10 protein-coding genes are annotated in these 12,532 nt (G+C 72.9%); 6 read left to right on the top strand and 4 right to left on the bottom strand.

Annotated features, from left to right (window positions below; all coding sequences use genetic code 11):
* The first annotated feature begins 217 nt into the window (after nt 1–217).
* From ACVHNB_RS13915 to ACVHNB_RS13895, 5 genes are all read left to right on the top strand, one after another.
* Nucleotides 218–1,288 (top strand): hydroxyacid dehydrogenase, encoded by a 1,071-nt coding sequence (locus ACVHNB_RS13915; protein WP_456228210.1) that lies wholly within the window; start codon nt 218–220, stop codon nt 1,286–1,288.
* An 83-nt stretch (nt 1,289–1,371) separates the two neighbouring features.
* Complete coding sequence (locus tag ACVHNB_RS13910; protein WP_456228209.1) at nt 1,372–2,484, top strand: LacI family DNA-binding transcriptional regulator; 1,113 nt, start codon at nt 1,372–1,374, stop codon at nt 2,482–2,484.
* 183 nt (nt 2,485–2,667) lie between these two features.
* Nucleotides 2,668–4,047, top strand: a complete 1,380-nt coding sequence (locus ACVHNB_RS13905) for a M60 family metallopeptidase (protein WP_456228208.1) — start codon at nt 2,668–2,670, stop codon at nt 4,045–4,047.
* Between the two features lie 21 nt (nt 4,048–4,068).
* Entirely contained in the window at nt 4,069–6,456 is a 2,388-nt protein-coding gene (locus tag ACVHNB_RS13900; RefSeq protein WP_456228207.1) for a polysaccharide lyase 8 family protein, read from the top strand.
* A gap of 60 nt (nt 6,457–6,516) precedes the next feature.
* Nucleotides 6,517–8,424: a DUF2264 domain-containing protein gene (locus ACVHNB_RS13895; RefSeq protein ID WP_456228206.1), complete on the top strand. Its 1,908-nt coding sequence runs from the start codon at nt 6,517–6,519 to the stop codon at nt 8,422–8,424.
* 39 nt (nt 8,425–8,463) lie between these two features.
* On the opposite strand, the gene ACVHNB_RS13890 is transcribed toward ACVHNB_RS13895, so the two are convergent.
* From ACVHNB_RS13890 to ACVHNB_RS13875, 4 genes are all read right to left on the bottom strand, one after another.
* On the bottom strand, nt 8,464–9,063 hold the full coding sequence (locus ACVHNB_RS13890) for a GTP-binding protein (protein WP_363192142.1): 600 nt from the start codon (nt 9,061–9,063) through the stop codon (nt 8,464–8,466).
* Nucleotides 9,041–9,412 carry a DUF742 domain-containing protein gene (locus ACVHNB_RS13885; protein WP_428950883.1) on the bottom strand — a complete coding sequence of 124 codons (372 nt, stop codon included), beginning with the start codon at nt 9,410–9,412 and terminating at the stop codon, nt 9,041–9,043. The genes ACVHNB_RS13890 and ACVHNB_RS13885 overlap by 23 nt, the downstream gene beginning before the upstream one ends.
* A 2-nt stretch (nt 9,413–9,414) precedes the next feature.
* Entirely contained in the window at nt 9,415–9,849 is a 435-nt protein-coding gene (locus tag ACVHNB_RS13880) for a roadblock/LC7 domain-containing protein (protein ID WP_428950884.1), read from the bottom strand.
* A gap of 108 nt (nt 9,850–9,957) precedes the next feature.
* A complete protein-coding gene (locus ACVHNB_RS13875; RefSeq protein WP_428950885.1) occupies nt 9,958–11,772 on the bottom strand; it encodes a sensor histidine kinase in 1,815 nt (604 codons plus the stop codon).
* 247 nt (nt 11,773–12,019) lie between these two features.
* Between ACVHNB_RS13875 and ACVHNB_RS13870 the strand changes: the two genes are divergently transcribed.
* Nucleotides 12,020–12,454 carry a VOC family protein gene (locus ACVHNB_RS13870; RefSeq protein WP_456228205.1) on the top strand — a complete coding sequence of 145 codons (435 nt, stop codon included), beginning with the start codon at nt 12,020–12,022 and terminating at the stop codon, nt 12,452–12,454.
* The last annotated feature ends 78 nt before the right edge of the window (nt 12,455–12,532 follow it).

Below are 12,532 nucleotides of genomic sequence, written 5' to 3'. Positions count from 1 at the left end.
TCTGCGGCGGCAAGTTAGTAAGCGTTTAACCTCATCGTCAAGAGATCCGTGGAACAGCCGCGTTAAGTCGGGCCTTCAAGTCAGCTTCATGAGCTGCCATTTCACGCACTATCAGGACAACCTGTCGCTCCTGGCCGACTCTTGACCTTGACGGTCGAGCTGCACGATCCCTAGCGTGCGGTCACGCCATAGAACACGTTTACTGTCCGGAGGCAGGGTGCGTACCACTGACGAGGCGCCGGTCGAGGCCATGGCCGCCGACGCCACACCGCCCCCGCGGCGGCCCCGTACGGTTCTCGCGATGGACTCCGCGGTCGTCGACGACGTCTTCCCGCCGGCCGTGCGGGCCCGCCTCGAGGAGACCGCGGACATCCAACCGCCGCGCGTCGTGCGGGAGTTCAGCAGCCCGGAGGCGCGCGCCGCGCTCGCCGAGTGCGAGGTCCTGCTCACCGGCTGGGGCTGCCCGGCCATCGACACCGCCGTGCTCGACCGGGCACCCCGGCTGCGCGCGGTGATCCACGCGGCCGGCACCGTGAAGACGTTCCTGAGCCGGGACGCGTACGCGCGCGGCATCACGGTCTCCTCGGCGGCCGCGGCCAACGCGGTGCCGGTCGCCGAGTTCACCCTCGCCGCGATCATCCTGGGCGCCAAGCGGGCCTTCCCGCTCGCCCATCTCTTCCGCACCCGGCGCACCCACCGCACCGGCGCCGACCTGGACCGCCAGCACTGGCTGGGCACACGCGGCATCACGGTCGGCGTGGTCGGCGCGTCCCGGATCGGACGCCGCGTGGCGCAACTGCTGCGCTCGCTCGACGCCGAGGTCCTGCTGTACGACCCGTACGTCGGCGACGCCGAGGCCGAACTGCTCGGCGCGACCCGCACCGACCTGGACACCCTCGTCGCCACCAGCGACGTCGTGACCCTGCACGCGCCCGACACCGACGAGACCCGGCACCTGCTGGACGCCCGCCGGCTCGGCCTGATGCGGCCGGGCGCGCTGCTGGTGAACACCGCGCGCGGCCCCCTCGTGGACACCGCGGCCCTCACCGAGCACCTGGTCAGCGGCCGGATCGACGCCGTGCTCGACGTCACGGACCCGGAGCCGCTGCCCGCCGGGCACCCGCTGTGGGACCTGCCCAACGTCTTCATCACCCCGCACATGGCGGGCGCCCAGGGCAACGAGGTGGGGCGGCTCGGCGCGCTCGCCGTCGACGAGCTCGCCCGCTACGCGCGAGGGGTGCCGCTGAACCATCCCGTGCTCCTCGACGAACTGGAGCGGATCGCGTGAGCGGGCCCGCGCCGCAGCGCCTAGGCTCTGCGACGGGCGGACGACCAGAGGCAGAGCAGCACGACCATCAGGGGGTGGGCCGGATGTCCCGGCAGAGTTCCACGGCACCCGGCAGCGGCGGACCCGCCGGACAGCGCCGCGCCACCGTCGTCGACGTGGCCAAGCGCGCCGGAGTGTCCACGGCGACCGTGTCCCGCGTGATGAACCGCAACTACCCGGTGGCCACCGAGACCCGCGAGCGCGTCGAAGCGGCGATGCGCGAGCTCGGATACGTGGTCAACGCGCATGCGCGCGCCCTCGCCGGTGTCTCCGGCCGCACGGTCGGCATCATCGTCAACGACGTCGTCGACCCCTTCTACGCGTACATCGCGCGGGGCGTCGAGCGCGAGGCCACCGCCGGCGGCCGCCTCTGCCTGGTCTGCTGCACCCAGGGCGAACCGCAGCGCGAGCTCGCCTTCATCGAGCTGATGCACGAGCGGCGCGCGGACGCGGTGGTGCTCGTCGGCGGCAGTGTCGACGACCGCGCGTACATGGCCGAACTCGCGCGTCGCGCCCGCGAGTTGGACGCGGGCGGCTCCAAGCTCGTGCTGTGCGGGCGTCCCTCGATCGGCAACGGGGCACCCACGGTCGGCGTGGAGTACGACAACGAGGGCGGCGCCTTCGCACTCACCGACCACCTGATCACCCAGGGGCACGAGCGGATCCTGTACCTCGGCGGGCCGCCCGGCCTGTCCACGGCCAAGGACCGGCTGGCCGGACACCGGCGCGCCCTCGAACTGCGCGGCATCGCACGGGATCCCGAGCTGGAGCAGCCGGGCGCGTTCAGCCGCGCCTTCGGCTACCGGCGCATGACCGAACTCCTGCGGGAAGGACCCGAGTTCACCGCGGTGTTCGCCGCGAACGACATCGTGGCGGCCGGCGCGGCGCAGGCCCTGGAGGAGGCCGGGGTGCGCATCCCGCAGGACATCTCCCTGGTCGGCTACGACGACATCCCGGTGGCCCAGGAACTGCGGCCACGCCTGACGACGGTCCGGATCCCCCTGGAGGAGATGGGCCGCCAGGCCGTGCGCAACGCCCTGAACGGGGGCGACGAGGACGACTGGCGCGCACCCACGACCGGCACCGTGCGGCTCGGGACGCAGCTCGTGGTGCGGGACTCGGTGGCGCCGCCGCCCGCGAAGCGCCGCCAGGACTGACCCGACGCCCCGCACCTCCACCGTGCGCGATGCTGCTCGAACCAGGGCCGCTCGGCGTAGTAACGAACAGAAACTCCCCGAACCCTCTTGCGGCCGGATAGCAAACGCTTACATGCTGGCGCGCAGCCCCCACGCTCGTCCCGCCCATCACTCCGACGTTCTTCGTCCCCATGGGAGTCCTGGATGCGCCCTGCCCACCTGCCTCGTCCCACCGCCGCCGGCTCGCCCGGATTCGGCCGCCGTTCCCTGCTGGCCGGGCTCGCGGGAGCCGGTGCCGCCGCGCTCCTCGGCTCCGGGACCGCCGCCGCATCGACCCCGCCGCGGGCCACGGACCCCGACACCCTGCTCATCGAGGCGTTCCCGGACGCCGAGACCGAGCGGCTGCGCCTTGCCACGACCTACCGCGGCAGCGACTTCATCGCCACCGGCCGCTACGCCCCCGCGGGCACGCAGATCACCGTCCGGGTGACGGCGCTCGACGGAGTACTGCCGACGCTGCACATCGGCACGTTCGACAACCATCCCGACAACGCCGACCTCATGACGCCCCGCGCCGTCACCCTGACCCAGGGCGTCAACACCTTCAGCGACCCCTACGGCGGACCGGTCCATCTGCGGCTGCCCGGCAACGGCCAGCGCGCGCAGGTCACCTTCGAACAGGGCGCCGTGCGCATGCCGACGTTCGTCCTGGGCGGCACGACGGAGGCGCAGTTCCAGCAGGAACTCGACACGTTCACCGACTCCCTGTACGTGGAACTGTCCTCTCCGCACGCCCTGGTGACCGTCACCCGGGCGAACTTCCTGCCCTACCGCGACGAGGACCACACGGCGCTGATGCAGACCTTCGAGAAGGTCATCGACTCCCATGCCGCCGTCGCGGGACTCGACGGCTCCGCCCCGCTGCACCGACGCAAGGCCGGCCCCTACCAGTTCAGCGAGGTACCGAAGGTCCCGGCCGGGGTCGGCGCGTACGCCACGCACTACTACAACGCCTTCCCGCCCGCCTATTTCGACCGGCTCCTGACCGTCCAGGGCCTCACCACCCGCGGCTGGGGGCTGTACCACGAACTCGGCCACCTGCACCAGCAGTTCGCCTACCGGCCGTCCGGCCTGACCGAGGTCACCGTCAACATCTACTCGCTCGCCGCGCAACGCGTCCTCGGCCAGCCCTCCAACCTCCTCACCCCGGACGCCACGACCGGTCTCACCCCGTTCCAGTCCGCGCTGCCCAAGCTCGGCACTCCGGGGCTCGCGTTCGCCACCTCGTTCGGCGCGTACGAGAAGCTCGTGTCGCTGCGCCAGCTGGAACTCGCCTTCGGCACGGACCTGTGGCCGAAGCTGCACCGGATCGTCCGGACCGAGAACCCGCAGTCCGACTGGGCCACCCAGGACGCCCTGCGCTGGACCAACTTCGCCGTCTACGTCAGCCGTGTCAGCGGCTACGACCTCACCGACTTCTTCGTGACCCGGTGGGCGTACCCGATCGACGCTGACGGCCTCGCCGCACTGGCCGCCCTCGGCCTCCCCGAGCCGCCCGTCGACCCGGCCACCCTGTCCGACTGATCTGGAGGGCGACGACCGACCATGGACCTGACCCGACGCCGGACCCTCGCACTGGCCGCGGCGGGCGCCGCCGCGACGGCTCTGCCGCTCGGCGGACGCGCCGCCGCAGCCGACGCCGACCCCTACGACGCCCTCCTCGCCCGCGCCGAACAGCAGCTCACCGGCGTCCCGTTCGACGCCGACGACCCCGACTTCGCGGCGGCGCTCACCGCCCTGGACACGCAGGCCACCGCCTGGTGGAGGCAGCTCGACACCTCCGCCGGACGCACGGCGCTGTGGCCGGACCTCTCCCCTGCCGCCGACCCCGGCATGTTCGGCCAGAGCTATCCGCGGCTGCGCACCCTCGCCACCGCCTGGGCCACCCCGGGCACCTCGCTGACCGGCGACGGGGCCGTGCTCGCCGCACTGGTCGACGCGCTGCGCTTCCTCAACACCGGCCGCTACGACCCCGCCCGCTCCGAGTCCGGCAACTGGTGGTTCTGGGAGATCGGTGCGCCCCGCGCGCTCATGGACACCTGTGTCCTGCTCCGTGCCCACCTGCCCGCCGACGACCTCGCCGCGTACGTGCGGACCGTCGCCCGCTTCGTCCCGGACCCGGACCGCCGCACCAACTCCCCGTCCCTCGCCGAGACCGGAGCCAACCGCGCCGACAAGGCCGTCATCGTCGCCCTGCGCGGCCTGCTCGCCCGGGACGCCACCGTGCTCGCGCTGGCCCGCGACGGCCTGTCCGACGTCCGCGACAGCGGGAAGAACAGCCTGTTCCGGTACGTCACTTCGGGCGACGGGTTCTACGCCGACGGCTCGTTCGTGCAGCACGAATACGTCGCCTACACGGGCACGTACGGGAGCATCCTGCTCGGCAGCGCGGGCCAGCTCATCGCTCTGCTGGCCGGCTCCGACTGGGCCGTCGCCGATCCGGCGGTCACCGTGCTCCACGAGGCCGTCGACCGGACCTTCTCCCCCGTCCTCTTCGACGGCGTGATGATGGACGCGGTGCGCGGCCGCGCGATATCCCGCGAGCGTGCCCGCGACCACACCGACGGCGCCACGGCCGTCACGTACATCCTCCAGCTCGCCGACGGCGCACCGCAGTCGTACGCGGACCGCTGGCGCGCGGCGGCCAAGGGCTGGATCCTGCGCAACACGCAGACCCCGTACGCCGGGCTGGTCGGCGTGCCCGCCCTGGCACGCGCGAAGGCGGTCCTCGACGACCCGGCGGTACGGCCGGCGGACCGTCTCACGGGGCACTTCGTCCTCGCCGACATGGACCGGATCGTGCACCGGCGGCCACGCTGGGCGTGCTCCCTGTCGCTCTCCTCGAAGCGGATCTCCGCTTACGAGGCGGGCAACGGCGAGAACCTGCACGGCTGGTACACCGGCGACGGCATGACCTATGTGTACGACGGCGACGACCTCGACGCCTTCGGTGACGGCTTCTGGCCGACGGTCGATCCGTACCGCCTGCCGGGTACGACGGTGGACACGCGCGCCCGGACCGATCTCGGCACGGGCAGCGGGACCAGCACGTTCCGTCCGAAGAACGCCGTCGCGGGCGGGGCCGTCCTCGACCGTCGGTACGGCGCCGCCGCGATGGAGCTGATCGCCGACGGGTCGACCCTGCGCGCCAAGAAGACGTGGTTCTTCGTGGACGACGCGGTCGTCGCGCTCGGCGCGGACATCACGGCGAGCGACGGCCGCACGATCGAGACGGTCGTGGAGAACCGGAACCTGCACGCCGACGGCGCGCCCCGGCTCGTGGTCGACGGTCACCGGCATCCCACGGATCTGGGCTGGTCGGCATCGCTTCCCGACGCGCGGTGGGCCCATCTGGAGGGCACGGGCGGCTATGTCTTCCCGTCCGGCGGCCCGCTGCACGCCCTGCGCGAGGAGCGGACCGGCACCTGGCGGGCCCTCAACACCGGCGCGGACACCGGCGGCAGCAGCACCCCGGTCACCCGCCGCTACGCCACTGTCTGGTTCGACCACGGCCCCTCCCCCGTCTCCGCCTCGTACGCCTATGTCCTGCTGCCGGGCGCCACCGCCGCCGCGACGGCCGCCTGGTCCCGGTCCCGGCCCGTGCGGGTCCTCACGGCCGACGGGACCGTCCAGGCCGTCGAATCACCGCGGCACGGGCTGCTCGCCGCGCACTTCTGGGCCGCCGGCACAGCCGGTGGCCTGCGCACGGACGGACCCGGCACGGTCCTCGTGCGCCGCCACGGGCACGGGGTGACGGTGGCCGTCGCGGACCCGGGCCGCACCGCGACGACCCTGACGGTCGAACTGCCCTTCCCCGTGCGCCGCGTGGTCCGCGCCGACGACACGATCACCGTCACGACCGGCCGCCGGCCGGTCGTCACCGTCCGGGTCGGCGGCTCGCGCGGTCACACGCACACCGCCGAACTCGCCTGACCGCAGCGGATCTTCGCCGCCGCCCACCCCGCAGACCGACCGAGGAGCCAGCGAACCACCATGCCCGCCCCGTACTTCTCCCTGCCGCCCACCGACCGGGTCCGCTCCCCGCTGACGGGCTGGACCCGGGCGCACTGGGAGGCGCTGGCCGACCGGCAGCTGGACGCACTCGTGCCGTACGCGACACCGGGATTCGCGCAGTACCGGCTGCCCGGACGGGCCAGCTGGTCCGGGGTCGTCTCGGACGGTCTCGAAGGGTTCGCTCGGACATTTCTGCTGGCCTCCTTCCGGATAGCGGGCGCGGGCGGCGGGACCGACGACCCCGGCCCGTCCGCCGTGTCCCACCTGATCGAAAGGTACACACAGGGTCTGACAACAGGCACGGACCGTGACAGCGGGGAGGCCTGGCCCGACCTCACCGACTGCTCCCAGCAGATGGTGGAGGCCGCGTCGATCGCGATCGGCCTGCACGAGACCCGGCCGTGGATCTGGGACCGGCTCGACACCCGGGTCCAGGAACGGGTCGTCGACTGGTTCACCGGCTTCGTCGGCGGGCGGACCTGGGACAACAACTGGCGCCTGTTCCAAGTGGTGTCGGAGCAGTTCCTGGCGTCGGTCGGCGCGCCGTACAGCCGGAGCGACATCGACGGCGGCCTCGACCGGATCGAGGACTGGTACGTCGGCGACGGCTGGTACACCGACGGCGACGGCCGCAACTTCGACTACTACATCGGCTGGGCCCTGCACCTGTACCCGCTGCTGTGGGCCCGCATGGCCGGGCCGGACGGCGACGACGGGCGCGGCAAGGTCTACCGCGAGCGGCTGAACCAGTTCCTGTCCACGTACCCGCACTTCTTCGGCGGGGACGGCGCGCCCGTGCACCAGGGCCGCTCCCTCACCTACCGGTTCGCGGCGACCGCTCCGGTGTGGATGGGGGCGCTGGCCGACTGCACGCCGCTGGCGCCCGGACTGACCCGCCGCCTGGCGTCCGGCACGGCCCGGCACTTCGTGGAGCGCGGGGTCCCCGACGAGCGGGGCCTGCTGCCGCTCGGCTGGTACGACACGTTCCTGCCGTCGACCCAGGCCTACTCGGGGCCCGCGTCACCGTACTGGGCGAGCAAGGGCTTCCTCGGTCTGCTGCTGCCCGCGGACCATCCGGTGTGGACGGAGCGTGAACTGCCGCTGCCCGTCGAGCAGTCGGAGCAGTACACGGCGCTGCCCGCGCCGGGCTGGCTGCTGCACGGCACTCCGCACGACGGTATCGTCCGCCTGGTCAACCACGGCAGCGACCACAACCCGCTCGACGGTACTGCCGCGGACGATCCGCACTACGCCAAGCTCGCCTACTCCACGGCCACCGCTCCCGAGTCGGCGCCGCACGCCTGGGCGCGTACCGTCGACAACCATCTGGCGCTGCTCGCGCCCGACGGCACCCCGTCGCGCCGCCGCCGCATCCACCCTTTGACCTGCGAGGGACGCCGCGCCTCGTCCCGGCACGACGCGCAACTCCCGGGCTCGGACGAGGAGTTCCCCATCGAGTCGACGAGCGTGCTGCACGGGCCCTGGGAACTGCGGGTCCACCGGGTGCAGGCGCCGGCGGGCTGCGCCGTGCGCGAGGGCGGGTACGCGGTCGCCGACACCGCGCGGCCGCACGCCGAGCAGGGCCCGGGCTGGGCGCTGACCCGCACGGAGACGGGGCTGACGAGCGCGGTCGTGGGCCTGTACGGCTGGGACGAGGAGACCGGCATCGCGCGCGAGGTGGAGGCCAACGCCCACGGGCCGCACTCCGCCACCCCCTTCCTGCGCGCCACGCGGCACCCCGGCGGCACCAGCACGCAGGTGACGCTGGTGGCGCTGACCCGCGACGTGGTGCACCCCCAGGCTCTGCGGGAGTCGATCGAGTGCGCGGTGGACGCGGACGGGCAGGTGCGCATCACGTTCCCGGACGGTGGGACGGTCACCGTCTAGGGCCGGTCGCGCAGATCCGGCCGTGAGCAGGTCGAAGGGTCAGGTGTGGGCCCCGAAACCGGTGGCCGCCGGGGCGGCGTGCGCCAGGAGATGGCGGACCAGGGTGAGCAGGGTCTGGATGCCGGAGCTGGAGATCCGGGCGTCGCAGCGCACCACGGGCACCTGCGGGTCGAGGTCGATGGCGGCGCGCACCTCCTCGGGTTCGTAGCGGTAGCCGCCGTCGAACTCGTTGACCGCCACGATGAATCCCATGCCGCGCTCCTCGAAGAAGTCGACGGCGGCGAAGCAGTCCTCGAGGCGGCGGGTGTCGGCGAGGATCACCGCGCCGAGGGCGCCCTCGGACAGTTCGTCCCACATGAACCAGAAGCGTTCCTGGCCCGGTGTGCCGAAGAGGTACAGCACGTGTTCGGGGTCGAGGGTGATGCGCCCGAAGTCCATCGCGACGGTCGTCTCGACCTTGTTCTCGATGCCGTCGAGGTTGTCGGTCGCGGCGCTGACGGTGGTGAGCAGCTCTTCGGTGCTGAGCGGAGCGATCTCGCTGACCGCCCCGACGAAAGTCGTCTTGCCGACCCCGAACCCGCCCGCGACCAGGATCTTCAGTGCGGTGGGGAAGGGATCAGAGCTGTCGTCGTAGTCCATCGAGCACTGCCTCCAGTAGGGACCGGTCAGTGGGGTTGTCGTGGAACGTGGGGGGCTTGGTGGTGACCGCCCCGCAGTCGACGAGGTCGGACAGAAGGACCTTGGTGACGGCTGCGGGGAGTCCGAGATGGCCGGCGATCTCCGCGACCGACGTGGGCTGCGCGCACAGTTCGAGCGCGGTGCTGTGTTCCGGCCCCAGGTACCCGAGGGGGGTCGTGCCGGTGGCCATGACCTGGGACAGCAGATCCATCGACGTGCTCGGCCGGGTGCGCCCGTTGCTGATCGTGTACGGGCGCACGAGGCGTCCCGCGGCGCCGTCGAGCCATGGCCCGTCCTGCGGGGCCGTCACCCTCAATTCCTCATCGCCGTGGGTTCGACCGAGTGCTGCCGGGGCGCCGTCACCAGGTAGGGGCGCACGCTCTTGACGAGCATGGCCATCTCGTAGCCGAGCACGGCGGCGTCGGCCTCCCGCCCGGCGAGCACCGCGAGACAGGTGCCGGAGCCCGCGGTCGACACGAACAGGAGGGTGGAGTCGAGTTCCACCACCACCTGTCGTACGTCGCCGCCGTCACCGAACCGGGCGCCGGCGCTGCGGCCCAGCGAGTAGAGGCCCGACGCGAGGGCCGCCATGTGGTCCGCGCTGTCGGCGTCGAGGCCGTGCACGGACTTGACGAGACCGTCGGAGGAGAGGAGCACGGCGCTGTTGGTGTGGGGAACGCGCTGGACGAGGCCGCTCATCAGCCAGTCGAGATCGGACACATGACCCGTCGGCACATCGCTCGCCATGGGGGATCGACTCCTTGGTGGACTGCTCGGTGTGGTGCTGGTCGGGGGAACGGTGGGGGCGGGGCCCGCCGGATATCACCTCGCGGACATCGGCAGGCCGGGCAACGGTCATCCGGCACTGCCGCCTTCGGCGTCGCCGGTGTCCGGCGACCGGTGGGGCAGCTCGCGCGCGTCAGCCGCCTCGGCGAGCGTGATGCCGCGCTGGAAGGCGGCCATGAGCCCGGGGTCGTGCCCGACCGGCGGCTCGTCGTCCTGGCGTTGCGCGGGGCCGCCGCGCAGTTGCGGAGCGAGGTGTTCCTGAGCCCTGCGCTTGGGAAGCAGGGGGCGGCCCATGGTGCCGCGGACCGCGCCGCTGACCGGGAGGGGCGGCGTCGCCGCGTGCTCCACGGCGGACTCACGGTCCTCGGGGCGGATCCCGGGCAGGGCGTCCGCGGGGGTGGGGCGCGGGTCGCCCGTGGTGCGCTGCGGGAGGGGCGGGGCGCCGAATCCGCTGGGCGGCGGCTGTGCGGGTCCCGGCTGTCCGACGGGCGGCTGCCGCGGCACGGCGGTGACGGCGCCGTGCCGCGGGGCCGGGGCGGGCCGCGTGGTCGGGGGCACCGGGTGTCGTGTGTCGTCGGGGTGTCCGAGCGCGCCGTGCCCGTCGGCGGCTCCCGGTGCGAGCACGCTGTCGGCGGTGGCCGCGGCGGCGGCTCGGCGCACGCGGGGGGCCCGCTCGTCCTGGTCGGCGCCGAGCAGTTCCTGCGGCAGGACGAGGACGGCCTGGACCCCGCCGTAGATGTTGGTCCCGAGCCGGACGGTGATGCCGTGCCGCCGGGCGAGCTGCGACACGACGAACAGTCCGATGCGCCCGTCCTGCAGCAGGCTGGACACGTTGACCTGGTCGGGGTCGGCGAGCAGCGCGTTCATCTTGTTCTGTTCGGTGACCGGCATGCCGAGTCCGCGGTCCTCGACCTCGACGGCGAGCCCGGAGGTGACCAGGTTGGCGCGGAGCAGGACCTGGGTGTGCGGGGCGGAGAACACCGTGGCGTTCTCGACGAGTTCGGCGAGCAGGTGGATGCAGTCGGCGACGGCGTGCCCGCGCAGGGTGCCGTCGACCGGGGGCACGAGTTTGACCCGGGAGTACTGCTCGACCTCGGCGATCGCGGAGCGCATGACCTCGGTCATGGAGACGGGGTGGCTCCACTGGCGCCGGGAGACGGCGCCGCCGAGCACGGCGAGGTTCTCGGCGTGCCGCCGGATGCGGGTGGCGAGGTGGTCGACGTGGAAGAGGCCCTTGAGCAGATCGGGGTCCTCGACGTCGTTCTCCAACTCGTCGAGGACGGAGATCTCGCGGTGCACCAGGGACTGCAGGCGGCGGGCGAGGTTCACGGAGACCTCGACCTTCTGCCGGCTGCCGGCCTGGCCGGACAGCTGTGTGGCCTGGACGACGGCGGTGACGGCGACGTCCTGGGCGCGGGCGAGGTCGGCGGCGAGCAGGTCGAAGTCGTCGGAGCCGGGCGCGGGCGCCTTGGGGGCGCGGCGCGGCGGCGGTCCTTCGCCCTTGCGCAACTGGTCGACGAGTCCGCGCAGTTCGGCCTGGCCCCGGGCGCTGGTGCGGCGCAGCGCGAGGACGCGGTCGCGGACGGTCGTGGCGGCGCGGTCGGCGGCGACGCCCGCGATGACGATGCCCGCGACGGTGACGAGGCAGGCCCCGGCGAGCACGCTCCACAGGGTGAGGCTGGGCCGCGCCCCGGTGGACCGTACGGCGAACAGGACGGCCGCACACGCGCTGAGCGCCACCGCGAGGGGCGGCAGCACGGCGAGACGCAGCAGTTGGGGTCGTATGTGAGTCTCGGGGTGCGGCGCGGCCCGCCCCGCCGGCCTGCCGTGCCGACCGCCTTCGCGACGTTCTGCGCGGGCGGCCGGCTGGCGGAGCTGAGACATACGGCGTCCTCGTCCTCGGTTCTCTCGGGGATGGGCAGGGCGGCACGGCGGCAGGAACGATCGACCGGGCGTCGCGCGGCGGACACTCACGGTAGTCGTCAACGCTTCACGTGCGAGGGGCAGTTGCCAAACTCCGGCGGCCCACGTCCCGCTCTGGTATGAGCGCTCGCACAGCCGACCGATTACGCCACCGGACAGGTGTTCGCCGAGGTCGGACTGTCAGTGCCCTCCCGTACGGTCGCTTCCCATGGCTACCCGAATCGACCTCACACTCGACTGCGCGGACGCGTCGCTGCTCGCCGCGTTCTGGAAGACGGCGCTCGGTTACGTGGACGAGCCCCCGCCCGCGCCGTTCACGACGCGTGAGGAGTGGCTCGCCTCGTTCGGCCCGCCTCAGGACGAGGAGGAGGACGACGGCGCGTGGCTGTGCGACCCGGACGGGGTGGGGCCGCGGCTGTCGATCCTGAAGGTGCGGGAGCCGAAGACGGCGAAGAACAGGCTGCACCTCGACATCCGCGTGCCGGGTCATGGCACGGCGGACGAGCGCTGGGCCCGGATCGAGACGGAGGCGGACCGGCTGGCCCTGGCGGGCGGCACGATCCTGGAGGAGTTCGACGGCCATCACATCGTGATGGCGGATCCGGAGGGCAACGAGTTCTGCGTGGCGGCGGGTTCGGGCTGACGCGCCGGGGCTTGCCGCACGGGTGCGGACAGGGCGACGGCACCTCCGGGCGAGGGTGGGGCGGCACCTGCCCGGAGG

The organism is Streptomyces sp. YJ-C3 (assembly GCF_053891275.1).
Note: the sequence above shows the minus strand (reverse complement) of the source record. Positions and strands in the feature narration are given on the sequence as shown.